The sequence below is a fragment of the Longimicrobium sp. genome (assembly GCF_048594345.1).
In the GTDB taxonomy this organism is placed as follows: Bacteria; Gemmatimonadota; Gemmatimonadetes; order Longimicrobiales; family Longimicrobiaceae; genus Longimicrobium.
The window spans coordinates 1-25,896 of the sequence record NZ_JBMDXM010000150.1; the positions used below are offsets into that span (position 1 = coordinate 1).

A 25,896-nucleotide genomic window follows, 5' to 3' on the forward strand; every position below is an offset into this window, starting at 1 on the left:
GCGGGAGTGCGGGAGTGCGGGAGTGCGGGAGTGCGGGAGTGCGGGAGTGCGGGAGTGCGGGAGTGCGGGAGTGCGGGAGTGCGGGAGTGCGGGAGTGCGGGAGTGCGGGAGTGCGGGGAGGATTACTCCGCGCGCACGTCCAGGCCAAACGCTTCCGCGATGGCGATGGTCTGGTCGATGGTGATGATGGCGCCGCGCAGCTTTACGTTCTCCGGGTCCAGTCCGGCCAGGTCGCTGCCGCGCAGGTCGCAGCCGGTAAGGTCCGCGCCGTGCAGCGACGCGCCGAAAAGGTCCGAGTCGCGCAATGGGGTGCCCTGCAGCCGGGCGCCCGCCAGGTCCGCCTCGCGCAGCCGCACGCCGCGGAACGACGCGTTGCGCAGGTCCGCGCCCGACAGCCCCACGAACGACCAGTTGCCGCCCTCCACCTTCATCACGTCAAAGGTGCAGCGGTCGAACACGCTGCCCAGAAACTTGCATTCCGTAAACGTGGTGTTGTAGAACGTGCAGCCGTTGAAGGTGCAGTTCACGAACGCCGCGTCACGGTGGGTGCTGACGTTGAACTTCACGCGGCGAAAAGTGCACTCCGTGAACACGGCGCCGGTGTTCTCCACCTCGGTAAGGTCCAGATCGGTGAACAGCACCTTCTCGTGCGTCTGGCCGGAGATGTCCTCGCCGTACCAGTCCGCGGCGGACACGGTGCTGGTGGTCGCGGGCGCCTTGGCCCCGTGCTTTCGCTCCGCCACGTGCTTTCTCGTACGATGGGGATGATGATTCCGGCGGCTTCTTCCGCCGCGGCAATCTAAGGTTTCAGGGACCCACACGGACAAGGGGAGGGATGGGATGACGACGGACAGCAGCGAGCGGCACCACCGCGCGGCCGAGGCGGAGCGCGGGCCGGTGGCGGTGGCGGTGGTGACGGTGAGCGATTCGCGCACGGAAGAGACGGACACCAACGGCACCTGGCTGCGGCAGGCCATCGAGGCCGCGGGCCACCAGGTGGGCGGCTACCGCCTGATTCGCGACGAGCCGATGGAGGTGGAGGCGGCGCTGCACGCCATGGCGTTCGGCGCGGCGCGGGTGATCGTGTTCAACGGCGGCACCGGCATCGCCCCGCGCGACACCACCTACGACGTGCTGGTGCGCCACCTGGAAAAGCCCATCCCCGGCTTTGGCGAGCTGTTCCGCATGCTCAGCTGGGAGCAGGTGGGCGCCGCCGCCATGCTCTCGCGCGCCACGGCCGGCACGTACCGCGGCCGCATCGTCTTTTCCCTCCCCGGCTCCCCCGCCGCCGTGCGCCTTGCCTGGGAGCGCCTGATCGAGCCCGAGCTCAAGCACATGGCCTGGCTGGTCGCGCCGGAGCCTGCGCCGAACCACGCGCCGGACGACGGGGCGGAGACGACGCGGTAGGGGATCCACGCGCGGGGATGAGCGGATATGAGCGGATAAATCCGCTGCTGAGAAAGCGATAAGCCCCGTCTTTGCTCGTTCCTCGCAAAACGGGGCTTCACCTGCTCGCATGGGCCGCCCCGCACTCCGCAGGATGGTTTGGTGCGCGCGAAAACTCCCCCGGCGCGCCGGCCCCGGACGACCCGAGAAGGTGAAGCCCCGCCGGGCGAGCTCCGCGAGCCCAGCGGGGCTTGTCGCTTTCCCAGCAGCGGGTTTACCCGCTCATCCCGGCGGGGCTTATGGCCTTCGAGCCGCGGCTTTAGCCGCCCCGGCGCCCCGCCCCCGCCCGGAACCCCGCCCCGGCGCCCACCCCGGCGCTCCGCGCACACCCCAACACCCCGACACCCCAACACCCCGACACCCTGACACCCTGACACCCCGCCCCAACCTCCCCACCCCATCACCCGCTAACCGATCGCTAACCCAACCCCTTCAAACAACCACCATACCCGGCGGCATCTCACCACGCGTCCGGAGTGAACGGCGTTCACCCGTTCCACCCGGCACGCGCGGCGTTCTCCGCGCCGCGCCCAGCCTCCTTTCAATGTGGAGCATTTCGACCTATGCGCAGTGCACTCGCCCTTGCGGCCGCACTCGCCCTGGCCGCGCCCGCGGCCGCGCAGCAGCAGGCCGCCGCACCCGACGCCGGCGGCACCGCCGGCCGCCGCGTGGCGCAGGCCGCCCGCACCGCGGAACCGCCGCAGATTGACGGCGTGCTGAACGACGCCGCGTGGCGGCAGGCGCAGCCGCTCACCGGCTTTGTGCAGCGCGCGCCCAACCCGGGCGCGGCCGCCACCCTTCCCAGCGAAGCGCGCATCCTGTACGACGACGGCGCCGTGTACGTGGCCATGCGCATGCACGACCCCTCGCCCGACTCGCTGCAGATGCCGCTGGGACGCCGCGACCTGGCCGGCATCTCGTCCGAGTGGGCGCACGTGATGCTGGACAGCTACAACGACAAGCGCACCGCCTTTCGCTTTTCCGTCAACCCGCGCGGCGTGCAGAAGGACGCGTTCCACAGCAACGACACCAGCGAAGACCTGGGCTGGGACGCCGTGTGGGAGTCCGCCGCACGCGTGGACAGCGCCGGGTGGTCCGTGGAGTACCGCATCCCCCTGTCGCAGCTTCGCTACAGCGGCACCGAAGGCGAGCAGACGTGGGGCATCCAGGTGACCCGCGAGATCGCCCGCCGCAGCGAGATCGCCGACTGGAGCCACATCAACCCCGGCCGCAACGGCTTCGTCTCGCAGTTCGGCGAGGTGGCGGGGATCCGCGGCATCCGCTCCGCGCGGCGGCTGGAGGTGCTTCCCTACTCCGTGGCCCGCGTCACGCGCGAGCCGGGATCGCGGGACGACCCGTTCTGGAGCGAGAACGCGCCGTTCGGCTCCGTGGGCGCGGACGTCAAGTACGGGCTCACGTCGGACCTGACGCTCACCGCCACCATCAACCCCGACTTTGGGCAGGTGGAGGCCGATCCGTCGCAGGTGAACCTGAGCGCCTTCGAAAGCTTTTTCCAGGAGCGGCGGCCCTTCTTTACCGAAGGAGCCGACATCTTCAGCTTCGACGTCGGCTTTCCGTACGGCGTGCGGGGCGGGCAGTTTGGCAACGACCAGCCGTTCTACTCGCGCCGCCTGGGCCGCGCGCCCCAGGGCAGCGCCCCCGACGACGCCCGCTTCACCGCCGCGCCCGAGGCCACCACCATCCTGGGCGCCGCCAAGCTCTCCGGCAAAACGCGCAGCGGGTGGTCCATCGGCCTGCTGGACGCCGTCACCGCGCGCGAGGACGTGCGCTTTGCCACCGCCGACGGCCGCGGCCAGACCGTCGTGGAGCCCATGACCAACTACGCCGTGGGGCGGGTGATCAAGGACTTTGGCGGCGGAAACAGCGCCGTGGGCGGCATCGTTACCGCCACGCACCGCGACCTGGACGGGGCCGAGGACCTCAACTGGCTTCCCGGGCAGGCGTACCTGGCGGGGATCGACGGGCGCCACCGCTTTGGCGGCAACGGCTACCAGGTAGAGGGCGCGCTGGTGGGCACGCACGTGCGCGGCGGCACCGGCGCCATCACCGCCATCCAGACCCGCGCCGGCCACTACTTTCAGCGCCCCGACGCGGACCACCTGGAGCTGGATCCGGACGCCACCAGCCTGACCGGGTGGATGGGGCGCGCGTCCATCGAGAAGCTAGGGGGGCACTGGCGGGCGGGCGCGTACGGCCACGCGCGCTCGCCGGGGCTGGAGATGAACGACCTTGGCTACGTCCGCAACGCCGACTGGGCGCTGGCCGGCGCGCGGCTGAACTACGTGGAGTTTCGCCCCGGCAAGGTGTTCCGCGCCTGGGACGCGGGCGTCCACGGCTGGAGCGGGTGGAGCTTTGGTGGCGAGCGCCTTTCCACGGGGATGAACGCGGGCGCGGCCGGCAACTTTCTGAACAACTGGGGATCGTGGGTGAACGTGAACCACGAGTTCGTGGCGCTGCGGGCCGACGTGCTGCGCGGCGGGCCCAGCTTTGTGGGGCCGGCGTACACCAACTTCGAGAGCGGCTTTTACACCGACGGGCGGCGGCGCGTGTCGGGTGAGCTGTTCTACGGCGGATGGAACGAGTGGGGCACCCGCGGCGGGGGATACTTTGCCGGCGGCACCATCAACGTGCGCCCCAGCTCGCGCATCCGGCTTTCGCTGGGGCCCAACGTCAACATCGGCGAGGATCCGTGGATCTTCGTCTCCGAAGGCCACACGCCGGACGGCCGCACGCACTACGTGTTCGGCAACATCCAGAACCGCACCGTCTCGCTCAGTACGCGCCTGAACTACGCCTTTACGCCCAGGCTGACGCTGGAGCTGTACGCCCAGCCCTTCGTGGCCGCCGGCGAGTATTCGAAGTTCCGCGAGGTGATCGACGGCCACGCGGATGATTTCGACGGCCGCTTTCACGACTACGCCGTGGGCACGGAGATCGACGCGGGCGATCCGGAGCAGTACGGCGTGCGGCTGGACGGCGCGGGCGATCCGGACTTCACTTTCGGCAACCCCGACTTCAACTTCAAGGAGCTGCGCACCAACGCCGTGCTGCGGTGGGAGTACCGGCCCGGCTCGGCGCTGTTCGTGGTGTGGAGCCACGGCCGCAGCCACTTTGCCCAGGACGGCTCGTTCCAGGCCGGCCGCGACTTCGGCCGCCTGTTCGACGACTCCCTTGCGCCGCCCACCAACGTGCTGGCCATCAAGCTGAACTACTGGCTCAACCTGTGAACCGCGGGGAACAAGGAACGGGGAACGGGGAATAGCTGGACGAAAAGCCCCGCTCGGCAGCTGCCGGGCGGGGCGTTTTCGTGTCTGCCGGCTGCGGTTACCGCGGCGGGAACAGGCGCGCGCGGACGGCGGCCAGGGGGAACGCGGGGCCTGGATCGATCTTTCTTCCCGGGCTGATGTCCTCGTGCCCCACCACGTCCTCGATGGTGGGATACGCACGGCGCAGCGCGCATGACACCTGAAAGAAGGACTGTATCTGCGCATCGGTGAAGGCGTGCCAGCCCTGCACCCGGCCATTCGCCCCGGCAAACCGCTCTACCGAATCGGCGGGCACCCGTGTGTTTTCCTGAAAGTACCAGGCGCCCTCCCGCTGCCTAAGCAGGCCCAGGTTCTCCATCTCGATGCCGATCGAGTAGCGGTTCAGGCTCGTAAGCTCCTTCCACCGACTCTGCCCCGCGTGAAAGGCGACGATGTCGAACGGCACCAGTTGCGTAACGGAGCCGTCACGGCGGATCAGCAGGTGCGCGCTGGCACGCACGTCGCCCTCGAAGTACGCCTCCACCCCCCGCGCCGGCATCGCCGTGAAGTTCGCCACGATCAGCCGCCGGTCGCGGAGCGTATCCCCTACGCTGCCGGCCTGCACCAGCCGCACCGGCTGTCCGTCCGCGCGTACCAGCACGTGATCTGCCGTCACCCGGTAAGGCGATGGCGTATGGCGCTCCGCCCGCTCCCCCAGGGGGTTTCGGCTCTGGCCGGGAAGCGCGCATTGAAAGCCCACCAGCATGTCCGTGCGCGGCTGGGCCTGCACCGGCAGGGTGTCGGGCGGTGCCGGTTCCGCGCCGCCGCCCGCCACCCTCGCATCGGCGGGGGTGCTGTCCGCGACGATCTCCGTAGCGCCGCCGCTTTTCTCGTTGAACGAGAGAAAGCCCAGGACCAGCATCGCAGCCACCACGACTCCGGCGATCGCCAGGAACGCCGGCCGGCGCCACAGGAGGACGGCGGCGGGGGGTGGTGAAGGGGGTGCGGGCAGTGGCCGGGGCGAAGGCTCTCGCCCCAGCACCGCGGCTACGTCGCGCGTGAACTGTTCAAAGGGCGTCCGGTTCGCCGGGTTCAGCAGCCAGCCGGACAGGTCGCTCGCCTGGATCTCGCCCAGTCCCAGGGGTGGATCGATCGCGGGATCGATGAAGACCGGCAGCAGCGCGCCGCGCCGCTCCGCGCGGCGCGCCTCGTCCCGCACGAACTTGGAATCCACCGAGTTCCGCGACCACACCACCACCACGATGCGGGCGCCCTCCAGCATCTCTTCGATGCGCTCGTGGAAGTCTTCGCCAGTGACCAGCCCCGTGTCCCACCAGATCGTGTAGCCCAGCCGCGCCAGCTCGTCGGCGATCGGGCGGACGCGCTCGCGGTCCTTGCGGGCGTAGCTGATGAAGATGTCGGATGACATGGCGGTGGCGAAGCGATGGGATGGGCGCCGGGGAACGCGCGGGCGGGAGGGACGGACCAAAGCACGATAGCCGTCAGGACGTGCGCCGGGCAAGCGTCCCGATCAGCGGCGCAGCTGCGGGGGCAGCTGCTCCAGCAGGCCCACGTGCAGCACCCCCCACAGGCCGGTGAGGATGGCCTCCGCCGCGTCGTGACGCAGCGAGGTGGGGCGTGGGGCCGCGGACCAGTCGATCACCTGGCGCGCAAAGTCGCCGGCGTGGTGCTTGGCCTGTGCGCCGCTGCGCTGCTCGCGCGCGTACAGCAGCCGTTCGCGCCACGTCTCCGCCGAGATGCGCAGCACGGTGAGGCCAAGGCGCTCGCCCTCGCGCGTCCAGATCTCCGCCAGGTTGCCGCCGCCCTCCAGCACCAGCCAGCGCACCTCCGGCAGGTCGCGCAGCACCCCGTGCACGCCGCGCCGCAGCCGCGTCGCCGTGCCGAAGTTCTGCGAGCGGTACCACTGCAGCCGCCCGTCGCCCCCGTACAGCGCCAGCCCCGTGCGCAGCCCCAGATCCACCGCCAGCAGGCTTCCCATGCCGGGGGGCGGGAGCAAGACGCCTGCCCACGCGCGACAGAACGCCCCGCATTCGGACCTGCCGATGCGGGGCGCTCCCTGAAAACTCCCGGACTGCGCTCAGTCGGGCGCGGTGGTGCCGTCTGCGCGGGCCTGGAAGGCATCCTTCACATGCCTCACGACTTCATCAGCGCACCCCCATGCCACGGTGAACCCCGCCCCGCCGTGCCCGTAGTTGTGGACAACGGTGCAGTCATCGAACACCTCCGGCTCCAGCCGCACCTCGTTGCGGCCCGGGCGCAGTCCTGCTTTCTCGGCCACGATCTCGTACCCCTCCCCAAGATCCGGCTCCAGCCAACGGCACCATTCCTCGATGGTGCGGAGCATCCGCGCGTCCGGCCGGGTGCGTCGCTCACCATGCTCCTCCGTACCGCCCAGCACGCAATCGGCGGAACGCGGGATGACGTAGATCGGATTTCCGCCATCGGGCAGCGCGAGCGAGTATGCGTTCACGGCGGGCGCCGCGACGCGAAGCACCTGTCCGCGGATGGGTTCTACGGCGTCGTCCTCGCACAACGCTCCCGCGCCCAGTCCCGTGCAGTTCACGACCACCGAAGCCAGGGCGCGCACGGCTTCCAGCGAATCGAGCGTCCGCCGCTCAACGGTGCCGCCCCGTTCACGAACACAGGATTCGAGGTAAGGAAGGAACACCCGCGTCTCAATGAACGGCGCCTCGACACGGATCCCGACTGTGTACTCCGCTGACGGAACGGGGATTGGATGTGGACTGCATTCAGCCATCAGGGACGCTACGATCGCGTCCGGCTCCTTTCCAAAGAACAAGCTGAACGGCACAAGCGACACGCCCCATTCCTTGTGCTGCTCGAGTGTCCGGTAGTGTGCCAGGCTTGCCTTTGCCCAGCCGGCGGCCCGATCGAGCGGTTCGACCGCGAACGGATACCACATCGCCGCGGCGAAGGGAGAGCACATGGGCGGCGGGTATCCCGCTTCGCGATCATCCCCTTCCGGATGACGCGGGGGATCCGTCGCGAACTCCGCCGCCACCACGCGTACGGTGTATCCCGCCTCCAACAGCCGTACGGCGCACGTAAGGCCGGACACGCCTGCGCCAACCACCGCGACGTCGAGCGCCATCCTTCAACCTCCATGAACTTCGGGACGGTTCAGGCGCTGCCCTCGGACCGGGAGGGCAGCCCGTGCGCTTGCCGGCGGATGCCTAGCGGACAGGAAGTCCGGCGCGGGCCTTACTCCGCCGCGCGCTTCCACCGGAGCTGAAACTCCAGCTCTTCGGTATCGCCGGTGCGCTCGTGCTCCACGTTGAACTCGGCGTCGGCGGGGATCTTCAGGCGCTCGCCGGCAACCTGGATGGTGAACGCCTTTTCCGTCTCGATGCTGTCGGCCAGGCGGCGCAGCTTGGCCGCGAACTGCTTGCGCGTGTAGACCTTCTCCAGGTCGCGATCGTCGGACATGTCGTTTCGGCTGGTGCTGGATGAGAACCGCGGTGGACGGTGGACGATACCCATCCGCCTCCGAACCCGGCAAGAGCGCGCAGCCGGACGGCGTGGGGCAGGTGATGCACGAAGGCGGCGCCTCGCAGGACAAATGATTTCCTCTGTTCCTCTGGCTTTCCCTGTTCCTCTGTACCCCGTTCTGTTGCTGATCACGGTCCCCGCGCCAGACCTCCCACGAAACCCGTACCCTCCCGTCCAAGGTCTGTAACACCTTTCCCGCGCACGCTTTCTGCGCTTGCGGGGCTCAAAACGGGTCCCAATCCACCCATTCGTGACCGGACACACCCGATGGCCCTCTCGCTGCGCCCCGAGCACCTGAAGCGCTACCGTGACCTGGCGCGCCTGCTGATGCGCTACGGCCGCAGCGACCTGGTAAAGTCCGCCGGGCTGGAGGGCGCGCTGGAAGAAGGCGCCGCGCCCGTGGACGGCCAGCCCGCCGAGGCCGAGCAGCTTACGGCAGACCTGGAAAAGATGGGGCCCACCTTCGTAAAGCTGGGCCAGCTTCTCTCCACCCGGCCGGACCTCATCCCCCGCGCCTACGCCGACGCGCTGGCCCGCCTGCAGGACCGCGTGGAGCCGTTCGATGGGGAAGAGGCCGAGCGCATCGTGAGCGAGGAGCTGGGTGTGCGCGTCAGCAAGGCGTTCGAATCGTTCGACCGCACGCCGATCGCCGCGGCGTCGCTGGGGCAGGTGCACCGGGCGGTGCTGCGCGGCGGGCGCACGGTGGCGGTCAAGGTGCAGCGCCCCGGCATCCGCGAGCAGATCGTAAAAGACCTGGACGCGCTGGGCGAGGTGGTCGATTTCATGGACCGCCACACGAAGCAGGGGCGAAAGTACGAGCCCGCGCGCGTGCTGGAGGAGTTTCGCCGCACCCTGCTCACCGAGCTGGACTACGCGCGCGAGGCCCGCAACATGGCCACGCTCGACGCCAACCTGGCCGAGTACCAGCGCATCATCGTCCCGCGCCCGGTCGAGGACTACAGCACCGGCCGCGTGCTTACGATGGAGTACATCCGCGGGCGAAACATCAACAAGCTCAGCCCGCTGGCGCGGATGGAAGTGGACGGGCGCGAGCTGGCCGAAGAGCTGTTCCGCGCCTACCTCAAGCAGATCCTGGTGGACGGCTTCTTTCACGCGGACCCGCACCCCGGCAACGTCTTTCTGACGGACGACGGCCGGCTGGCGCTGCTGGACGTGGGGATGGTGGGCACGCTCAGCCCCGACCTGCAGCAGCACCTGCTGCGCATGGTGCTGGCCATCAGCGACGGCCGCGGCGAAGAGGCGGCGGAGGCCACCATCGGCGCCGGGGAGGAGCGCGACCACTTTGACGAGGCGCGCTTCACGGCCGACGTAAAGGCGCTGGTCGCGGATTTCGCCACGGCGAGCAACGCGCAGGACATCCAGGTGGGGCGGGTGATGCTGGACGTGACCCGCAGCGCCGCCGAGAACGGCATTCGCCTGCCGGTGGAGATGACCATGCTGGGCCGCGCGCTGCTGGCGCTGGACCAGGTGGGCCGCACGCTGGACCCGGAGTTCGATCCCAACGCCGCCATCCAGCGCAACGCGTCGGACCTGATGCGGCGGCAGATGCTTAAGAACGTGTCGCCCGGCCGCATGTTCACCAACCTGCTCGAGATGAACGAGCTGGTGCAAAAGCTTCCCGGCCGCATCAACCGCGCGCTGGAGACGGTGACGGAAGAGGGGCTGGAGGTGCGCGTGCGGGTGGTGGAGGATGCGTGGCTGCTGGACGGGATGCAGAAGATGTCCAACCGCATCTCCATGGGCATCGTCGTGGCCGCGCTGATCATCGGCGCGGCGATGATGATGCGCATCTCCACGCGCTTCACCCTCTTCGGCTACCCCGGCGTGGCGATGATCTTCTTTCTTCTCGCCGCCGCCCTGGGACTGGTGCTGGTGATGGACATCCTGATCAACGACATCCGCCAGCGGGACCAGCAGGGGAAAAAGAAGTAGGAGGATCGGGGGATTCGGGGATTCGGAGATTCGAACGGCATCACGCTACGCCGACGCGGTGCCCCTCCCCCGGCCCCTCCCCGCTCGTTCCTCGCGTTGTGGGGAGAAGTCGATCCCGATTCGAAAAGTTGCGTCGCACCTCCCTCCCCCGCGCTTTTTGCGGGGGAGGGCCGGGGAGGGCGGCTCACCATCCCGCACCATCCAATCCGAAACACACCACCGCCTGCCTCACACCCAACCTCCCCCGGCAGTTTCGGGGGAGGTGGGCCGGTGGTGCCGGCCCGGAGGGGGCCTGCCGAGCCTTCCGAAGCGCTCCGAACCCCTCCGCTCGCCTCACCCCGCCCTGCGTCCGCCAACACAAACGCCGCCCGGTGGGGCGGCGTTTGTCGTTCATCGTCCGGCGGAACGGGCTACTCTGGCTTGCCGGGCTTGTTGGGATTGTTGCCGCGGCCCCGGCCACGGCCGGGGCGGTCGGTGGGACCCGGAACGGCGGCGGGCGGGCCACCCTGCCCCCGCCCACGCGCGTTCCCCTGGCCCTGGTTGCCGCGGCCGGGTGGCGGGCCGTTGCCCCGCGACCGCTCCGCCGCCGCCTCGCCGGGAAGGCGGCGTAGCGCGTCGGGGCCGCGCCGCAGCGCGCTGGTCACGCGGGCCAGCGCCTGCTCCGAGCTTTCACCCTGGCTCACCAGCTGGGTGAGCGCGGCGATGGCGACGGCGCGGTGATCCCCCGGCGCGGCGGCGGCAAGGCGGCCCAGCACGCCGGGCTCCACCCCCGCCTCCAGGGCGTCCGCGCCCACCGACAGGTCGTCCGAGGTCACCGGCGCGCCGCGCGGGGCGCCGGCCATGGCCTCGCGGGCCCGGGAAAGCGAGCCCAGCCGCCGCTCTACCGCCACGGCAACGCGGTCCAGGGGCACGCCCTTGGCGCGCCCCTCGGCCACCTTGCTGTCCAGCAGCGCGACCGGAATGCCGGCGGATTCCGCCCGCCGGCGCGCCGCCTCGATCCGCTGCTGAGGGTCCTGCGCGTGCGCCGCGGCGGGGAACCCCGCCAGCGCCAGCCACAGCACCACGAAAAGTCGAACGATCATCGATCTCGCCGAGTAGCCTTCCAACACCCCGTTCGCGCCTATGACGCACCCAACTTTCGCAACGTCACTCACGGCACCACCAGCACGGCCGATTTTCCGCCGAACCCGTCATCTACCGACGACACGCCGGCCGGCACCATGACCGTGCCGTCCGCCAGGCGAAAGGCGTAGTGGTGCGCGCCGGACTGCACCCGCACCCGCGCCACCCACTCCCGCCCCTCCGGCGACATGGCGACGGGCTGCCACCCGCTGAAGTCGCCCATCACCGCGGGCGGCCGCGGGTGCTCCGCCAGCGGCAGCCGAAACACGGCCCACCCGTTGGACAGGTCGGGAAGCCCCATCGCCGGAAGCGCCCGCGACGCCTCGCGCCCCAGGGTGCGGCGGAGCGAGAGCCCCCAGCTTCTGCGAGGGGCGTTCCAGTACAACGGCTCAAAAGGCTCCTGCCGGACGGTGGCCTGCACGTCGGTGCCCTTCATCACCCGCACCCGCACCCCCGCGCCGTACGCGGTGGAAGGATCGGGGCGGTCCTCGTCCAGCCAGGCGCCGGCGTACGCCCACGCGGCACCCCAGGGCCGGCGCAGCTCCGCCGTGCCGCCGGCGTACGGCCAGTCGGCGCCTTCGCCGCGCACCCAGCGCGCGTCCCCGCCCACCGTCACACCCCGGGCGACGGTAACGGCCAGGCGCGCGGCGGAATCGTGAAAGCCGCGGGTGTGGGTGCTGTCGCCCAGGTCGTCGTACGCGCCCGTGAACCCGGAGCTGAGCTCGGCCAGGATGATGCCGCGGCGCCAGGCGACGGTGGGAAGCAGTTCCACCGTGCCGCCGCCGCCGGAGGGGTTGGGCCCGGCGGCGCCGTAGGCGTAGCCGTGGCCGGACGTGGACAGGCCCAGCTGAAGGTCGCCGCGCCGCAGGCCGATCCATCCGCCCACGCCGCCCACGCCCCAGCTGGGCCCGCCGCCCTCGATGGGGGCGCCGCCGGACAGGTACCCCCATCCCACGTCCGGATTCTCGTACCCCACGCCCAGCGAGGCGCTGGTGGTGCTCACCCGCGCGGCCACCGGGTCGTGCACCGCGCGGCCGGCGGAGGCTTCCACGCTCCACTGCGCAAACGCGGCGGCCGGCGCCAGGAGCAGGGCGCAGGCCGCCGTCAGGATCACCCGGTGAATCACGCCGAGGCGCCCAGCGGGGGGAGCGAGATGCGGCTGTTGGTGCCGCCAAAGCTGTCGTCCACCTGCTGCGGCGCGTTGGGGTCCGGCACCCACCGCTCGCCGTCCACCACGAACACGTAGTCGTGCACGCCGGGCTTCAGCGGCACCAGCGCGGTCCACACCCCCGGCTCCTTCTGCTCCAGCTGCAGCGTGGGCTGCCAGCCGGTGAACGTGCCGGCCAGCGCCACCTGCCGCGCCTGCTCGCTTTCCAGGCGAAACTGCACGTACACCACGGGCGCGGCCGCCCGCGGCGCCGGCGGGGCGACGGCCACCGGCCTGGCCTCGTCCTGGTCCAGCGTGGGAACGACGATGGCGGCCACGGCGGCCAGCGCGGCGCCCGCGAACGCGTAGGCGGGGCGAAAGGTCAGGCGCACCGGGCGCGGGTTCCACAGCCACCCCGCGGCTTTGCGCCACGCGGGGACGGCGGGCGCCTGCGCCGGCAGCGCGGCCATCACGCGCGCGGCCAGGTCGGGCGCGGGCACGGCGCGCAGGTGCGCGGCGGCGGCGTCCAGGGTGCGGGCAAAGGCGTCCGCTTCGGCGCGCTCCTCGGGGGTGAGCGCGGGGCGGTCGCCGTCCAGGTGCTGGTGGATGCGGTCGTTCATCATCGAACCCTCGAACTGCAAGCTGCTCCGCGAATGCGGGGCAGAAAACCTGACGAGCGGCGGACGCGCGGCGTCACACGCGCGCGAGGCGCCTTCCCCCTGTACAACCTACGCACGGAACGGGGATGATGCCACCTTCCGTACCGCCGCGGCGCGAGGAAGTTCGGCACCGGGCACCCCCCTTGCAAACCGCGCCGCCGGGCGTGAACGTGCCGCGCCCCCGATCCCCCAACATGCCCGACCGGATGCCTGCGACCAAAGCCCTGGACCTTGCCGTTGACGCGCTGGCCGAGCGCCTGGGCGACGCGCGCCTGGAGCGCGACGCCCCGCTGGCCCCGCACACCACCTTCAAGATCGGCGGACCGGCGGACCTGCTGTACCGCGCCCTGACCCAGGACGAGCTGGCGGCGGCGGTGCAGGCGGCGCGGGAGCTGGAGATCCCGTTCTTTCTGCTGGGCCTGGGCGCCAACATCCTGGTGGGCGACGGCGGCTTTCGCGGGCTGGTGATCAAGAACGACGTCGACACCATCGAGTGGCTGGACGAGACCCGCGTGCGCGCCGGGTCGGGGGTAAAGATCTACCACGACCTGATCCAGATGACGGTGGCGCGCGGGCTGGGCGGGCTGCAGCACTACGTGGGCATCCCCAGCACCGTCGGCGGCGCGGTGTGGCAGAACCTGCACTTTCTCAGCCCCCCGCCAGAACGCGAGCGGACGATGTTCATCGAGGAGGTGGTGGAGGGCGCCACCATCCTGAGCGAAGAAGGAGAGGTGCGCGAGGTGGACCACGCGTACTTCAACTTCGGCTACGACTACAGCATCCTGCACGACCGCAAGGACGTGGTGCTGGACGTGACGTTCAAGCTGGATCCCACGCCGCGCGAGGCCATGCGCGACACCATCCGCGAGAACCTGCAGTGGCGTGACGACCGGCACCCGGACCTGTGGCTGTACCCCAGCGCCGGCTCCATCTTCCAGAAGATCGAGGGCGTGGGCGCCGGCCGCCTGATCGACCAGTGCGGCCTGAAGGGCCACGTGCTGGGCAGCGCGCAGATCTTTCACAAGCACGCCAACATCATCGTCAACCTGGGCGGCGCCACGTCGAAAGACGTCAGGGCGTTGATCGACCTCGCGCAATCGACGGTTAAGCGCGAGCTGGGGTACGAGCTGAAGACGGAGATCGGGATGATTGGCGAGTTTTGAGGTAAGATCCGGAACCGCGATGTCGGGCAGGTCCCAGGTCTCGTAGCCACGGCCAAGGGTGGGCCGGCCGAAGGATGAGCGGGTAAACCCGCTGCTGGGAAAGCGATAAGCCCCGTCTCCGCTCGCAAAGCTCACCGAACGGGGCTTCACCTGCTCGTAGGGTCCGTGCCCTTCGCCACCCGCGCAGAATTGTCATTTCGACGGAACGCCGCACCGAACCTTCGGTTCTATCTCAACCTGGCGCGCGATTGAGCAATCTAGCGTCGGCGTGCTCGTGGATTGTCGTGGCGCGACCATCCCGCGGCTACAGTCCACGCAGGTGGACTTCGCGACTTTCCAGCGGCGAATTCATTCGCTCCTGGGGCGGACGGCACGCGGCCAGAGGATGACACCCTTGCCCCTCCACACGACAGCGCCGCGGCAGACTTTCGTCCGCCGCGGCGCTCGCCACGCGTCAGGAACCCTGCCTCAGACGCCGGCCTTGGCGACGTTGGCGGCGGCGGGACCCTTGGGGCCGTCCACCTGGTCGAACTCGACCTCATCACCCTCGATCAGGGTGCGAAAGCCGCTTCCCTGGATGGCCGAGTAGTGGACGAAGCAGTCGCTGCTCCCGTCCTTGGGCGTGATGAACCCGAATCCCTTGGCGTCGTTGAACCACTTGACCGTACCTACGTTACGCATGGCAGTGCTCCCAAAACTGGTTGTTCTCCGGGCAGGGGCGTCGTCTGCCCGGCAAGGCTGCGTGGGTTGATGCGCCCCCCACGCGGGGCATTCGGCCGCCGATGTCTCGGACAGGCCGCTGCTACGCGACCGAGGTCGGGCGTGTCGGGTTCAGGAGGAGCCGGAACGTGCGAGAGAGGACCACCGGAAAACCTGAGGAACGTGCCGCGGTCGGGATTCGTGAATCGGGAGGATGTTGATTCGAGAACCAACCTAATCGCACTCGCCTAATCCGTCAAGAATCATGTTTAGAGGAGAAAGCCCGCATTCCATCTACACGTTCTCGTCACCGCCTTATCCGTCGCAACGAGCATATGGATAAATGGGCATGGGGAAGCTCCTCAACCGCACCGACTACGCCGTCGCGTCTGCGGGGAACCGTGTGTCAGCGGTAGCGGCGGGCCAGGCGGGCAGGGTCGGCGCCCAGCGCGTACTCCGCGCGCAGGCGCCACATCAGCAGGATCGTACGGAGGATGCCGCGCTGTTCCCAGCGGCGGCTGGAGGTAAGAACCCGCTGGCGCAGGCACAGCGGCGGGCCCATGCGGCGCAGGGTGCCGCAGAGCGCAACGTCTTCCATCAGCGGAATCCGTGGAAACCCGTCCGCGCGCCGGAACCACCCGCGCCGCACGAAGATCGCCTGGTCACCCGTGGCGATGCCCGTGAGGCGCGACCGCAGGCTCATCATCCGCTCCACCACGCGCAGCAGGGGCCGCCGCCCGCTCAGCCGCACGTCGAAGCGCCCCCAGCCGCGCCCGCTCCGCATCAACCCGCCGATCACCAGCCCGTCGGCGTCCGGCGGGAGCTGCGTGTCCGCGTGGAGAAAGAGGAGCACGTCGCCCGTGGCGGCGTCCGCGCCGGCGTTCTGCTGGCGCGCGCGGCCGGGCGGCGACGCGATCACGCGGTCCGCCAGCGGGCGGGCGATCTGCATCGTCCCGTCCGCGCTGCCGCCATCCACCACGACCACCTCGTGCCCGCGCGCGCGCAGCGGCTGCAGCGGACGCAGCGTATCCGCGATCCCCGCCGCCTCGTTCAGCGCGGGGATGATGATGGAGATGCGGGTGAGGGCGGCGGCGGGCATGGGGATAGGACGGGTCGGCGGATCCGGATGAGGATCGGCGGATGATGGCGTCAGCGCGGAACGAAAAACGGGAGATCCCGTGGATCTCCCGTTCGTTGTATCCGCGCCGACGTAGATCAGCGGCGGGTGGGGGCGGCCTGCACCACGCGGCTGCGGACGACGCGGCCGGCGTTGTCGAGCACGTACTCGATCACGGCGCCGCTCTGGTCGCGCACCTGCCGCACCGCCTGGCCGGCGGAGTTGGTGGATTCGCGGAGCACCGGCAGGTCCAGCAGCCGGCCCACGGTGCGCGTGCTGGCCACGCCGCCCGCCGTGGTCAGCGTCTGCTCCACGATGTTGCCGGTGGCATCCACCGTACGCTGCACCGTCTGCCCCAGCGTGTTGACGGTCTGCGAAAGCACGCCACCCGGCGCGGTGACGTTGTTCAGCGTCTGCCCCACCGTGCCCACCGTCTGGTCCACCACGCCGCCGGGGCGCAGCGCCGTGTTGGCCACGCCGCCTACCGTGCCCAGCGTGTTCTGCACCGTGCCGACCAGCTGCGAGACGATCTGCGGGTTGTCGTCCACGAACTGCAGCGCGCGGTCCACGATGTACACCACGTTGTCCAGGTCCACCAGCAGCAGCGCCTCGGCCCGCACGCCGTTGATCCCCAGGTCCACCTCGGCGATGTGCACGTCGGCGCCGGCGCGCACGGTGACCAGGTTGGCCACCCGCGCGTTCAGCGCCAGCCGCGCGTCCACGTTCTGCACGCGCAGGCGAATGCGCTCCACGCACAGGTTGGGCACGTCCACGATCACGTCGTACTCGCGGTGCTCGGGGCGCGGCCCGGCCGCCTGGCGCGCCTCCGGCTGGCACTCCGCACCAAACGCCTGCTGCTGCGCCGCCATCCCCGCCGGCAGCGCGAACACGGCTGCCACCGCCATCATCCCCATCGACCTGCGCATCGCGCGTCTCCCCGTTCCGGTGCACCGTGGCCGGCCCGCTCCGCGTCCGGCGGCGGGGGCGCTTTGCAAAAAGGTTGCCGCGCTCCGGGCGGCGCCGGGGCATGGAACTTGACTACGCCGACGCCCGCCGAAAGCGGCATGCGTTCCCCTGCACGGCACCCTGATGCGGCTGCGCTGGACGGGCTCGATGACGGCGATGCTCACCGTGCTGGCGTGCGCGCCCGCCGCGGCGCAGGAGTGCGCGCTCCCCGGCATGGGCGCGGACTCTGCGGTCGTGCCCGAACGCAAGCCCGATGTGCTGATCGTGGCCACCGTCGCCGCGGCCGAGCTGCGCTTCGGGTCCGATCCACAGGCGCGGCTGCGCGTGAACGGATGCGAGCTGCCGGCCGCGGCCTACGTGACGGAGCGCACCAACCTGCCGGACCCGGTGCAGCCGGGGGTGACCTACCGCGGCGTACGCGTGGGAGTGGAGATCCGCACCTGGCTGAACGTGGAGTGCATCGCCGCGCTGGCGGCGGCGGACCCCGCGCTGTGCGCGCCGGTGCAGGTGCAGACCAACGTGACACAACCGCCGGCGGGCCAGACCGCGCCGGCCAACCCGCCCGGGAGATGAGGACGATGATGCGCCACTGGATGACCGCCGCGCTGTGCGGCGCCGCCCTGCTCGCCACGGAGGTGCAGGCGCAGGTGCGCGACACCAGCGTGGCCGGGCGCCGCGCCCGCGTGCTGGGCGATCCCGCGCCGCGGCCGGCGGGCGCGCGGCCGGCGACGGCGGCCCGTACACCGTCGTCGCAGATCGGCACGCCGCACTACGACGTGGTGCTCGAGGTGCCGGAGCTTTCGGTGGATTCCATCGGCCTGACGGTGGCCGACCTGCGCGCCACGCTGGCGCTGGACGCCAACGCGGCCAACCTGGTGAGCATCGGCGCCGGGGCTGACGTTTCCATTCAGCGCGTGGAGCTGGAGATCGTGGGGGTGCTTGCGCAGGCGTTCGTCTACGTGGACCTGGACAACGTGGCCCGCATCGTGGACCGGGTGGTCACCACGCTGGACAACAACCCACAGCTCCTTACCCAGGTGCTTACGACGGTGGATTCGGCCGTGGGCACGGTGGGCGGCGTGGCGAACACGCTGCTGGCCCCGGGGGGCGTGGCCGAGAACGCGGTGGGCGCGGTGGGGCAGACGCTGAACAACGTCACGCAGCCCGGCGGCCTGCTCACGCAGACGGTGAACACGCTGGGACAGACGGTGCAGGTGACGCTGGGTACGGCGGGCAACCTGGTGGAGCGCACGGTGGATACGGCCGGCAACCTGGTGAACGAGCGCACGCTGGGGCAGATCACCAGCCTGCCGCTGCTGCGCGAAACGACCAACGCCGCCGGCCAGACCCTGCGCCAGGTGCGCCACACCTCCGGCGCGGTGATCGAGTACGCGGTGGACCAGGCCGGCAACGTGGTGAGCAGCCGCGTGCTGCAGGCCGCCACCGGCGCCGCGCGGCGATAGCCTCGCTCGTTTCGCCCGCCGGCGCGCGTTCCGGCAGGCGAGACGTGGAGCGCCGACACACCACGGGTTGAAACCCGTGGCCATAAGGGCCATAAGCCCCGCCCCGAGCTCGCGGAGTTCGGGGCGGGGCTTCAACATCTCGGGGTCGGCGGGTCACGAGACGCGTGGACGGATACGCCCGCGCCACACCGACCAAGCACGCCGGGCGTGGCCCACACGAGCAGGTGAAGCCCCGTTTTGCGAGGAACGAGCAAAGACGGGGCTTGTGGCATTTCGAGCCGCGGGTTTACCCGCCCATTCCTTGTTTATGGCGGCGGATTGAGTTTGTGGCGGCGGATTGATCCCGGAGCGCCCTTTCCCACCTTCCACCGATCATCATCCGATCGTTCCGGGGCGTCATTCGCTGGAGCCAGAGCCAGATTCGGAGCCGATACGAAAGGCGTGGCGCGATTCCGTCCATCCATCCTGTCCCGGCACCACGGAGCGCTCCACGAACCGCACCTCGCCGTCGTTCGCGATCGTCAGCACGGTCGAAGCGCGGGTGCCATAGACGTCGGTGCGGATAAAGGGGGCGGAGAGCAGGCGCTCGCGCTCGGAGCCCACGCCGGTGTCGGGGAGCGCGTCGTCCGCGGCGATCACGCGGTCCGCCAGCGCCTCCCACAGCCGCGCATCCCATCCCGGACCCTCGGCCGCGGCCACCGCCTGCTCCATCGCCCGCCTGGCGCGCACCACCTTGGGCCAGGGCGTATCCAGCAGCGCGTTGCTCAGCCCGTACACGCCGGGCTCCAGCCGCCGAACGCCCGCCGTGCGGTTGGAGACGTAGAACCATCCGCCGTCATCCCCCACCAGCAGGTTGAAACCATTGTACGCCGCGGCCCGTTCAGCCAGATCGTTGGCGTACGATTCCGCGTCGGCCGCGCCGCGCAGAAAGTCGGCGACCAGCGCGCCGCGGGAAGGAGCGTCGGCCAGTTGCGCGAAGCCGGGGTCGCGGTAGTTGGTGACGGCGGCCACGCGGCCGGCGCGGGTAACGCCCATCCAGGTGCCGCCCTCGCGCAGGTCGCGGCCGGCAAGAAGGTCCGGCGCGTCGGCCCACCAGGCGGCGGGGGCGGTGGGGCGGGCGTAGAACTCGTCGCGGTTGGCGGCGATCACCAGCCGGTACGAAGGGTGCGCGTGCAGCGCGAGCGCGATCAGGCACATGAGATGCTTCCGCAAACCGTGAACAGAGCCGAACGCGCCGGGCGGTGCGGAGTATCAAGTCCGCCTTCGCCCCGCGCGAGGCCAACCTCGGTACCCCCATCACGAGCACCCGAGCCATGCTGTCCTACCGCCGTCACTTCATCTCACCCCAGCACGAGTGGGTGGTCTTCGTGCACGGGGCCGGCGGCAGCTCGTCCATCTGGTACCGGCAGGTAAAGGAGTTCCGCAAGGTCTTCAACGTCCTGCTGATCGACCTGCGCGGCCACGGCGACAGCCAGCCGCCGCTGCTGAGGCCGTTCGAGGGCGACCGCTACACCTTCGACGCGGTGTCGCGCGAGATCCTGGACGTGCTGGACCACGAGGAGATCGCCTCCGCGCACTTCGTGGGCATTTCGCTGGGGTGCATCCTCATCCGCACGCTGGGCGAGATCGCGCCGGAGCGGGTTCGGTCGATGGTGATGGGCGGCGCCATCATCCGCCTGAACCTGCGCTCGCGCTTTCTGGTGACGATGGGGAACGCGTTCAAGCGCGTGATGCCGTACATGTGGCTGTACCGGCTGTTCGCGTGGATCATCATGCCCCGCAAGCGGCACCGCGAGGCGCGCAACCTGTTCGTCACGCAGGCCAAGCGGCTGTGCCAGAAGGAGTTCATCCGCTGGTTCCGCCTGACGTACGAGGTAAACCCGCTGCTGGTGCGCCTGTTCGAACAAAAGGAGCTGCCCATTCCCACGCTGTACGTGATGGGCGACGAGGACCACATGTTCCTTCCCTCCGTCACGGGGCTGGTCAGCCGCCACACGCGCTTCAGCAAGCTGGAAGTACTGCCGGAGTGCGGGCACGTGGTGAACGTGGACCGTCCGGAGCTGTTCAACGTGCTGTCCATCGACTTTATCCGCGCCGCCAGCCCGGCCTGACGCCCCAACCCGCTACCCCGCCCGTCTGGATGCGCCCGCTCGCCGCACTGCTGCTGGCCCTTTCGCTCGCCGCCTGCGGTGGCGGCGACGGGGGCAGAGACAAGACCTCGCTGGTCGCCGCCGGCGACATCTCCAGCTGCTTCTGGCGCGGCGACGAGGCCACGGCGCGGCTGCTGGACGACATCCCCGGCATTGTGGCGCCGCTGGGCGACAACGTGTATCCCGACGGCACCTACGGCGAGTACCGCAACTGCTACCACCGCACCTGGGGGCGGCACCTGGACCGTACGCGGCCGGCGGTGGGCAACCACGAGTACCGGACGGAGAACGCGGCCGGCTACTTTCGCTACTTCGGCGAGCGGGCGGGGCCCAGGGGGAAAGGCTGGTACAGCTACGATCACGACGGCTGGCACGTGATCGTGCTGAACAGCGACGCGGGCCTGGAGCGCGGGACGGAGCAGTACGACTGGCTGGTGGCCGACCTGCGCGCGCACCCCACCCGCTGCACGCTGGCCTACTTTCATCATCCGCGGTGGAGCAGCGGTCGGCACGGCGGCAAGGAAAAGGTGATCGACGCCTACCGCGCCATGTACGACGGCGGCGTGGACGTGGTGCTGAGCGGCCACGATCACCACTACGAGCGGTTCGCGCCGCTGGACCCGGTGGGGCGCATTGACCGGGAACGGGGAATCCGCCAGTTCGTGGTGGGCACCGGCGGCGCGCCTTCGTACCGGCTGCGCGAGCGGGTGCGCGGCAGCGAAGAGATCGAGTCCCACGTGCGCGGCGTGCTTCGGCTGGAGTTTCGCCCCGACAGCTATGCGTGGGAGTTCGTTCCCATCGCCGGGCGCGATTACACCGACGCGGGGCAGGCAAGCTGCCACTGAGCCTCGCGGGGACGGGCGGCCGGGGCCAGGGCAACACCAGGAAATTTCGGGAAAAAAGAAAGCTTGCCGTGGCGGGAGAGGTGCTTTATTGTGATACACACTCCCGTCGCAGCAAAGGCACCGCTCCATGCTACACCCCGCGCTACGCGGTCCCCGCACCGGGGCCGCGCTCCTGCTTCTTCCCGTGTTCATCGGGTCCGCCTCCGGCGCACCGGCCCCCGGCTCGGCCGTATCCATCGAAAGGCCGGCGCCGGAGCAGTCCGCATCCGCGCCCGTCAACGCCGATTCCCTCGCGCTGATCCACACCACCATCCCGTGCATCTCCGGCACGTGCGAGGTCAAGCTCCCCGCGTCCGCCATGCGCCCGCCGATCAAGCCGCTCCCCGCCCGCAGGGACCCGGCGGAGGAAGATTTCGAGGCGCGGTAACGGGCGGCGCCGGACGTGATTGCCCCCGAGCGGATGAGGCTGGATGAATGGATGAGCGGATGAGCGGATGAGCGATGAGCGGATGAATCCGCTGCTGGGAAAGCGATAAGCCCCGTCTCCGCTCGCTGACGCTCGCGGAACGGGGCTTCAACCGCATGAGGGGCCCTCACCCCCGGCCCTTCTCCCGCAATACAATCCGCGCAAGCGGATTGTGCGAATCCCCAGCGGCGATTTCATTCGCTCCTGGAGGCGGATCGCCGTGGACGTTCAGGGTTCCGCGCAAAGCGCAGCCTTGCGGACCGGCGAGGCCGCGCCCCATCATGCCGCCCGGCACTTCACTTGTCCCCGCCCCGCACCATCCCATGGACCGCACCCGCCTGATCGCCATCGCCGTGGGGATTGCACTCGTGGCGTTTCTGCTGGGCTTTCTTCCGCAGTGGTCACGCGCCAACGGCCTGCGCGACCGGCTGGACACGTCGCGGCACGAGTTGCAGATGTCGCGCGTGGAGGGGCAGATCGGCGCCGCGCTCACCGAGGCGCTGCGCAGCAACTACGAGCGCGCGCGTCAGCTGATGACGGAGGTCTACGCCACGCTGCAGTCCGCCACCCCCACGCTGGAAGGTACCCAGCGCCGTGAGGTGGACGCCATCCTTGCCCAGCGCGACGAGATCATCACCCTCCTGGCCCGCGCCGCGCCGGAAAGCAGCCAGCGGGTGATGCTGATCTACACGCGCTATCACAACGCATTCCATCCGCGCGCGGCGCCCGCGACGACGCCTGCGCCGTGAACGGGTGAACGGGTGAACGGGTGAACGGGTGAACGGGTGAACGGGTGAACGGGTGAACGGGTGAACGGGTGAACGGGTGAACGGGTGAACGGGTGAACGGGTGATACCGGAATCCGCAGAAAGGTTCGTCCGGGGAAATCACTGTCATTCTGAGGAAGGCGCCGCACCCAGCCTTCTTCACGCTTCGCGGCCTGTGCGCCGACCGGAAGAATCTCTGTCCGGAGCGGGCGGCCCTCGCGCAGAAGCCGGACGTAGCCGACGGAGCCGCGCGCCCATCCGGCAGATTCTTCGGTCGGCGCACAGGCCAAGCCGGAGAGAACCGAGCGGGCGCCTTCCTCAGGCTCAGAATGACACCCGTCGCTGGACCTTTGCATAGCACCCGGTGCGTTTTTCGGATGCTGCACAGGATCAAGAAGCGGTGGCTTTCCGGGGGGAGGCCACCGCTTCGTCATTCGGGGGATGCGGGCGATCAGTCGGTGGGCTGGGCCAGCACGACGGCGGTGCCGCTGGCGCTCACCATCAGCATGCCGCCGCCTTTGCCCACGCTGATGGTCTCGTAGTCCAGGTCCACGCCGATGATGGCGTTGCCGCCGCGCGAGGTGGCGTCCTGGATCATCTCGTTGATGGCCATCTGCTTGGCTTTGCGCAGCTCCTGCTCGTACGCCGCGGAGCGCCCGCCCACGATGTCGGTAATCCCCGCAAAGAAGTCGCGGAAGATGTTGGCGCCCAGAATGGCCTCGCCACTCACCAGCCCCAGGTACCGCGTGACCTGATTGCCCTCTACCGTGTTCGTCGTGGTGATCAGCATCTCTCGCTCGTCTTTCGTAAAGGATGGACTTTCCCCGCAATCGCGGCCGCGCGCCGTCATACGAGCGTCCGCGCCGGGTGCCGCACGTGCCTGGCCCGTGCACCTACGTCGATGATCCACCAGAAGTTACAGCGGCGTATACCACGATGCACGCTCCCGCCGCGCAGACCCGGGACGCGCGCCGGCGCCGGGATGGGGGACGGGGCGCGTTGACGGCAGGAGAATTGCTGGGTAGGTTCACCAGATCGAAACGAGAAGGGGAGTAGCTTACCGGCGAGAAAGCCGGCGGCCGGATCGTCAAGACTGCGGGCTTGCACCCGCACGGTCCGGTTGGGACGCGGATGCCTGCAGGGCACTCATCGTCAGGGCGAGACCTTCGTCGCGGGGACGGCCACACGGCCGTGCTCCGGACGAAGGGCTCGCTCTTTTTTTCGTGTCCAGACCGCGCGTACCGGCGCGGCATCGTGGAGGATTGATACGGTCTTGAACGGAAACGTGATTCCCTACGTGGCATTCACCGCCCTGGTGCTGGTGATCCTGGCCATTGACCTGGGCGTGATCAACCGCAAGGCGCACGTGGTAAAGGTGCGCGAGGCGGGGCTGTTCGCGGGGCTTACGGTGGCGCTGGCCATCGCCTTCGCCGGCGCCATCTGGATGGGCTACCTGCCGGTAGAAGGGGTCAGCGGGCAAAAGGACGCGCTTGAGTTCCTTACCGGCTACCTGATCGAGCTGGCGCTGAGCGTCGACAACATCTTTGTCTTCGTACTGATCTTCGCCTACTTCAAGGTTCCGCCGCAGTACCAGCACCGGGTGCTGTTCTGGGGCGTGCTGGGCGCGCTGGTCATGCGCGGCATCATGATCGCCGCGGGCGCGCTGCTCATCGAGCGGTTCCACTGGATCATCTACGTGTTCGGCGCCTTTCTGGTGTACACGGGCATCAAGATGGCCACCCAGGACGAGATGGACATCGAGCCCGAATCCAACCCGGCGCTCAAGCTCATCCGCCGCTTCTTTCCGGTAACCAACGACTACCGCGAAAAGCACTTTTTCGTCAAGGAAACCATCGGCGGAAAGCTGCGCACGGCGGCCACGCCGCTGTTCGTGGTGCTGGTGATGGTAGAGACCACCGACCTGATCTTCGCGGTCGACAGCATCCCCGCCATCTTTGCCGTCACGCGCGACCCGTTCCTGGTCTACACCAGCAACGTGTTCGCCATCCTGTGCCTGCGGTCGCTGTACTTCCTTCTCGCCGGCGTCATCGACCAGTTCCACTACCTCCAGCTGGGCCTGTCGATCGTGCGGGTGTTCATCGGCGCCAAGATGCTGGCCAGCGGCTACTTCCACGTGCCCACCGCCGTATCGCTGCTCGTGGTGGCCGGCGTGCTGATCGGCGCCGTGGTGCTGTCGCTCATGTTCCCCAAGGAGCTGGAGACGCACGACGAGGTCTCACACGACCCGCTGGACCCGCGCGACGACCCGCCGGGGCCCGTGCTGCCGCCGGATGACGCGGGGATGCGCGACAACCGGGCGTGATCGGGTGTTGGGGTGTGTGAGGGTGTTGGGGTGTGAGGGTGTTGGGGTGTGATGGTGTAAGAACGTGAGCGCGCCGGGCTGCTATCCTGAGGCCCGGCCACGGCGGACCCCGCTCCTCGCGTCGCGGTCGGGGTCGATGGATCTGCTCTCGGTCTGCTTGGACACAGACGCGGCAGCTCGGATCAACGCCGCGGCCACGACGCCGCCTGAACAACGCCAGACCTGTTTCGGCGGATGAACGCAAAGCCCCTCCCGGAGGTCCGGGAGGGGCTTTGAGCATGCGGCGTGGCGCGGCCCGGGAGAGGGGTGGTATACTGGCAGACCACTCACCTATTCCGCCTGACCCTGCGAGCCGTGGATCCCGCGGGACGCGGGCAGGCCACCCCTACCAGACCGGAGTGCAGCATGCGCAAGCTTACGCTGGATCTCGACGGCATCCAGGTGGAATCCTTTGCCACCCATCCCCCCGCGCCCGCGCGGGGAACGGTGGACGCGCGGCAGGGCCGCGAGACGTTCACCTGCACCGCGGCCGGTCAGCCCACCTGCGACTTCACCTGCGACGACAACACGTGCGGCTGCCCCGCGCCCTCCAACTACGTGAGCTGCCTGAGCTGCGCGGTGACGTGCGGTGGCACCACCTGCAACGGCGCCGCCACCTGCGCTACCTGCATGGCTTCCTGCAACTTCGCCACCGGCCCGGAGCGCTGCTGCGCCTGATCATGGTGGATGGCGGATGAACGAGAAGCGGGGCGGGGGGCAAAAAACCCCGCCCCCTAAAGCCAGCCCGCCCCGGCGGCCCTTGCGGGCCCCACA

25 protein-coding genes are annotated in these 25,896 nt (G+C 69.6%); 12 read left to right on the top strand and 13 right to left on the bottom strand.

What is annotated here, in order from left to right:
* Positions 1–122: 122 nt before the first annotated feature.
* Entirely contained in the window at positions 123–743 is a 621-nt protein-coding gene (locus tag ACOJUJ_RS16215; RefSeq protein WP_420127938.1) for a pentapeptide repeat-containing protein, read from the bottom strand.
* 97 nt (positions 744–840) lie between these two features.
* Here ACOJUJ_RS16215 and ACOJUJ_RS16220 point away from each other — a divergent pair, with 97 nt between their 5' ends.
* Together ACOJUJ_RS16220 and ACOJUJ_RS16225 are read left to right on the top strand one after the other, a co-directional pair.
* Positions 841–1,407 (top strand): MogA/MoaB family molybdenum cofactor biosynthesis protein, encoded by a 567-nt coding sequence (locus ACOJUJ_RS16220; RefSeq protein WP_420127939.1) that lies wholly within the window; start codon positions 841–843, stop codon positions 1,405–1,407.
* A 602-nt stretch (positions 1,408–2,009) separates the two neighbouring features.
* Positions 2,010–4,694: a DUF5916 domain-containing protein gene (locus tag ACOJUJ_RS16225; protein ID WP_420127940.1), complete on the top strand. Its 2,685-nt coding sequence runs from the start codon at positions 2,010–2,012 to the stop codon at positions 4,692–4,694.
* 97 nt (positions 4,695–4,791) lie between these two features.
* On the opposite strand, the gene ACOJUJ_RS16230 is transcribed toward ACOJUJ_RS16225, so the two are convergent.
* The 4 genes from ACOJUJ_RS16230 to ACOJUJ_RS16245 form a co-directional block, all read right to left on the bottom strand.
* The gene (locus tag ACOJUJ_RS16230) at positions 4,792–6,141 is read right to left on the bottom strand and encodes a TIR domain-containing protein (RefSeq protein WP_420127941.1); all 1,350 of its coding nucleotides are present in this window, start codon (positions 6,139–6,141) and stop codon (positions 4,792–4,794) included.
* Positions 6,142–6,243: 102 nt separating this feature from the next.
* Entirely contained in the window at positions 6,244–6,729 is a 486-nt protein-coding gene (locus ACOJUJ_RS16235) for a hypothetical protein (protein ID WP_420127942.1), read from the bottom strand.
* Positions 6,730–6,810: 81 nt separating this feature from the next.
* On the bottom strand, positions 6,811–7,845 hold the full coding sequence (locus ACOJUJ_RS16240) for an FAD-dependent oxidoreductase (RefSeq protein WP_420127943.1): 1,035 nt from the start codon (positions 7,843–7,845) through the stop codon (positions 6,811–6,813).
* Positions 7,846–7,955: 110 nt separating this feature from the next.
* The gene (locus ACOJUJ_RS16245; RefSeq protein WP_420127944.1) at positions 7,956–8,180 is read right to left on the bottom strand and encodes an amphi-Trp domain-containing protein; all 225 of its coding nucleotides are present in this window, start codon (positions 8,178–8,180) and stop codon (positions 7,956–7,958) included.
* A gap of 330 nt (positions 8,181–8,510) precedes the next feature.
* Here ACOJUJ_RS16245 and ACOJUJ_RS16250 point away from each other — a divergent pair, with 330 nt between their 5' ends.
* Positions 8,511–10,196, top strand: a complete 1,686-nt coding sequence (locus tag ACOJUJ_RS16250) for an ABC1 kinase family protein (protein WP_420127945.1) — start codon at positions 8,511–8,513, stop codon at positions 10,194–10,196.
* Between the two features lie 410 nt (positions 10,197–10,606).
* Here ACOJUJ_RS16250 and ACOJUJ_RS16255 read toward each other — a convergent pair whose 3' ends face one another.
* The 3 genes from ACOJUJ_RS16255 to ACOJUJ_RS16265 form a co-directional block, all read right to left on the bottom strand.
* Positions 10,607–11,278, bottom strand: coding sequence for a hypothetical protein (locus ACOJUJ_RS16255; RefSeq protein WP_420127946.1), 672 nt, complete (start codon positions 11,276–11,278; stop codon positions 10,607–10,609).
* A gap of 68 nt (positions 11,279–11,346) precedes the next feature.
* A complete protein-coding gene (locus ACOJUJ_RS16260) occupies positions 11,347–12,432 on the bottom strand; it encodes a glycogen-binding domain-containing protein (RefSeq protein ID WP_420127947.1) in 1,086 nt (361 codons plus the stop codon).
* A gap of 8 nt (positions 12,433–12,440) precedes the next feature.
* Positions 12,441–13,088 (bottom strand): glycogen-binding domain-containing protein, encoded by a 648-nt coding sequence (locus ACOJUJ_RS16265; protein WP_420127948.1) that lies wholly within the window; start codon positions 13,086–13,088, stop codon positions 12,441–12,443.
* Positions 13,089–13,330: 242 nt separating this feature from the next.
* Here ACOJUJ_RS16265 and murB point away from each other — a divergent pair, with 242 nt between their 5' ends.
* A complete protein-coding gene (gene murB / locus ACOJUJ_RS16270; protein ID WP_420127949.1) occupies positions 13,331–14,287 on the top strand; it encodes a UDP-N-acetylmuramate dehydrogenase in 957 nt (318 codons plus the stop codon).
* 468 nt (positions 14,288–14,755) lie between these two features.
* Here the strand turns inward: murB and ACOJUJ_RS16275 are convergent, their stop codons facing one another.
* The 3 genes from ACOJUJ_RS16275 to ACOJUJ_RS16285 all read right to left on the bottom strand — a co-directional run bounded on the left by ACOJUJ_RS16275 (position 14,756) and on the right by ACOJUJ_RS16285 (position 17,029).
* The gene (locus ACOJUJ_RS16275) at positions 14,756–14,968 is read right to left on the bottom strand and encodes a cold shock domain-containing protein (RefSeq protein WP_420127950.1); all 213 of its coding nucleotides are present in this window, start codon (positions 14,966–14,968) and stop codon (positions 14,756–14,758) included.
* A 424-nt stretch (positions 14,969–15,392) separates the two neighbouring features.
* Positions 15,393–16,085: a TIGR04283 family arsenosugar biosynthesis glycosyltransferase gene (locus ACOJUJ_RS16280; RefSeq protein WP_420127951.1), complete on the bottom strand. Its 693-nt coding sequence runs from the start codon at positions 16,083–16,085 to the stop codon at positions 15,393–15,395.
* 116 nt (positions 16,086–16,201) lie between these two features.
* Positions 16,202–17,029: a hypothetical protein gene (locus ACOJUJ_RS16285; protein WP_420127952.1), complete on the bottom strand. Its 828-nt coding sequence runs from the start codon at positions 17,027–17,029 to the stop codon at positions 16,202–16,204.
* 163 nt (positions 17,030–17,192) lie between these two features.
* Here ACOJUJ_RS16285 and ACOJUJ_RS16290 point away from each other — a divergent pair, with 163 nt between their 5' ends.
* Both ACOJUJ_RS16290 and ACOJUJ_RS16295 read left to right on the top strand, forming a co-directional pair.
* Positions 17,193–17,642 (top strand): hypothetical protein, encoded by a 450-nt coding sequence (locus tag ACOJUJ_RS16290; protein ID WP_420127953.1) that lies wholly within the window; start codon positions 17,193–17,195, stop codon positions 17,640–17,642.
* Positions 17,639–18,532, top strand: coding sequence for a hypothetical protein (locus ACOJUJ_RS16295; protein ID WP_420127954.1), 894 nt, complete (start codon positions 17,639–17,641; stop codon positions 18,530–18,532). The genes ACOJUJ_RS16290 and ACOJUJ_RS16295 overlap by 4 nt, the downstream gene beginning before the upstream one ends.
* A gap of 396 nt (positions 18,533–18,928) precedes the next feature.
* On the opposite strand, the gene ACOJUJ_RS16300 is transcribed toward ACOJUJ_RS16295, so the two are convergent.
* On the bottom strand, positions 18,929–19,729 hold the full coding sequence (locus ACOJUJ_RS16300) for an NRDE family protein (RefSeq protein ID WP_420127955.1): 801 nt from the start codon (positions 19,727–19,729) through the stop codon (positions 18,929–18,931).
* A gap of 116 nt (positions 19,730–19,845) precedes the next feature.
* On the opposite strand from ACOJUJ_RS16300, the gene ACOJUJ_RS16305 reads away from it, so the two are divergent.
* The 4 genes from ACOJUJ_RS16305 to ACOJUJ_RS16320 all read left to right on the top strand — a co-directional run bounded on the left by ACOJUJ_RS16305 (position 19,846) and on the right by ACOJUJ_RS16320 (position 22,742).
* Positions 19,846–20,643 (top strand): alpha/beta fold hydrolase, encoded by a 798-nt coding sequence (locus ACOJUJ_RS16305; protein ID WP_420127956.1) that lies wholly within the window; start codon positions 19,846–19,848, stop codon positions 20,641–20,643.
* Between the two features lie 29 nt (positions 20,644–20,672).
* Positions 20,673–21,527, top strand: a complete 855-nt coding sequence (locus tag ACOJUJ_RS16310) for a metallophosphoesterase family protein (protein ID WP_420127957.1) — start codon at positions 20,673–20,675, stop codon at positions 21,525–21,527.
* 127 nt (positions 21,528–21,654) lie between these two features.
* Positions 21,655–21,954, top strand: coding sequence for a hypothetical protein (locus ACOJUJ_RS16315; RefSeq protein WP_420127958.1), 300 nt, complete (start codon positions 21,655–21,657; stop codon positions 21,952–21,954).
* 362 nt (positions 21,955–22,316) lie between these two features.
* Complete coding sequence (locus ACOJUJ_RS16320) at positions 22,317–22,742, top strand: hypothetical protein (protein WP_420127959.1); 426 nt, start codon at positions 22,317–22,319, stop codon at positions 22,740–22,742.
* A gap of 469 nt (positions 22,743–23,211) precedes the next feature.
* On the opposite strand, the gene ACOJUJ_RS16325 is transcribed toward ACOJUJ_RS16320, so the two are convergent.
* Complete coding sequence (locus ACOJUJ_RS16325) at positions 23,212–23,550, bottom strand: heavy metal-binding domain-containing protein (protein ID WP_420127960.1); 339 nt, start codon at positions 23,548–23,550, stop codon at positions 23,212–23,214.
* Positions 23,551–24,048: 498 nt separating this feature from the next.
* Here ACOJUJ_RS16325 and ACOJUJ_RS16330 point away from each other — a divergent pair, with 498 nt between their 5' ends.
* Positions 24,049–25,083: a TerC family protein gene (locus tag ACOJUJ_RS16330; protein WP_420127962.1), complete on the top strand. Its 1,035-nt coding sequence runs from the start codon at positions 24,049–24,051 to the stop codon at positions 25,081–25,083.
* Between the two features lie 405 nt (positions 25,084–25,488).
* Complete coding sequence (locus ACOJUJ_RS16335; protein ID WP_420127961.1) at positions 25,489–25,800, top strand: hypothetical protein; 312 nt, start codon at positions 25,489–25,491, stop codon at positions 25,798–25,800.
* Positions 25,801–25,896: the final 96 nt, after the last annotated feature.

Coding starts and splice junctions, on each gene's coding strand:
- ACOJUJ_RS16220 (WP_420127939.1), top strand. CDS start 841: ATGACGACGGACAGCAGCGAGCGGCACCACCGCGCGGCCGAGGCGGAG.
- ACOJUJ_RS16225 (WP_420127940.1), top strand. CDS start 2,010: ATGCGCAGTGCACTCGCCCTTGCGGCCGCACTCGCCCTGGCCGCGCCC.
- ACOJUJ_RS16230 (WP_420127941.1), bottom strand. CDS start 6,141: ATGTCATCCGACATCTTCATCAGCTACGCCCGCAAGGACCGCGAGCGC.
- ACOJUJ_RS16240 (WP_420127943.1), bottom strand. CDS start 7,845: ATGGCGCTCGACGTCGCGGTGGTTGGCGCAGGCGTGTCCGGCCTTACG.
- ACOJUJ_RS16245 (WP_420127944.1), bottom strand. CDS start 8,180: ATGTCCGACGATCGCGACCTGGAGAAGGTCTACACGCGCAAGCAGTTC.
- ACOJUJ_RS16250 (WP_420127945.1), top strand. CDS start 8,511: ATGGCCCTCTCGCTGCGCCCCGAGCACCTGAAGCGCTACCGTGACCTG.
- ACOJUJ_RS16255 (WP_420127946.1), bottom strand. CDS start 11,278: ATGATCGTTCGACTTTTCGTGGTGCTGTGGCTGGCGCTGGCGGGGTTC.
- ACOJUJ_RS16265 (WP_420127948.1), bottom strand. CDS start 13,088: ATGATGAACGACCGCATCCACCAGCACCTGGACGGCGACCGCCCCGCG.
- murB (WP_420127949.1), top strand. CDS start 13,331: ATGCCTGCGACCAAAGCCCTGGACCTTGCCGTTGACGCGCTGGCCGAG.
- ACOJUJ_RS16275 (WP_420127950.1), bottom strand. CDS start 14,968: ATGCGTAACGTAGGTACGGTCAAGTGGTTCAACGACGCCAAGGGATTC.
- ACOJUJ_RS16280 (WP_420127951.1), bottom strand. CDS start 16,085: ATGCCCGCCGCCGCCCTCACCCGCATCTCCATCATCATCCCCGCGCTG.
- ACOJUJ_RS16285 (WP_420127952.1), bottom strand. CDS start 17,029: ATGCGCAGGTCGATGGGGATGATGGCGGTGGCAGCCGTGTTCGCGCTG.
- ACOJUJ_RS16290 (WP_420127953.1), top strand. CDS start 17,193: ATGCGGCTGCGCTGGACGGGCTCGATGACGGCGATGCTCACCGTGCTG.
- ACOJUJ_RS16295 (WP_420127954.1), top strand. CDS start 17,639: ATGAGGACGATGATGCGCCACTGGATGACCGCCGCGCTGTGCGGCGCC.
- ACOJUJ_RS16300 (WP_420127955.1), bottom strand. CDS start 19,729: ATGTGCCTGATCGCGCTCGCGCTGCACGCGCACCCTTCGTACCGGCTG.
- ACOJUJ_RS16305 (WP_420127956.1), top strand. CDS start 19,846: ATGCTGTCCTACCGCCGTCACTTCATCTCACCCCAGCACGAGTGGGTG.
- ACOJUJ_RS16310 (WP_420127957.1), top strand. CDS start 20,673: ATGCGCCCGCTCGCCGCACTGCTGCTGGCCCTTTCGCTCGCCGCCTGC.
- ACOJUJ_RS16315 (WP_420127958.1), top strand. CDS start 21,655: ATGCTACACCCCGCGCTACGCGGTCCCCGCACCGGGGCCGCGCTCCTG.
- ACOJUJ_RS16320 (WP_420127959.1), top strand. CDS start 22,317: ATGGACCGCACCCGCCTGATCGCCATCGCCGTGGGGATTGCACTCGTG.
- ACOJUJ_RS16325 (WP_420127960.1), bottom strand. CDS start 23,550: ATGCTGATCACCACGACGAACACGGTAGAGGGCAATCAGGTCACGCGG.
- ACOJUJ_RS16335 (WP_420127961.1), top strand. CDS start 25,489: ATGCGCAAGCTTACGCTGGATCTCGACGGCATCCAGGTGGAATCCTTT.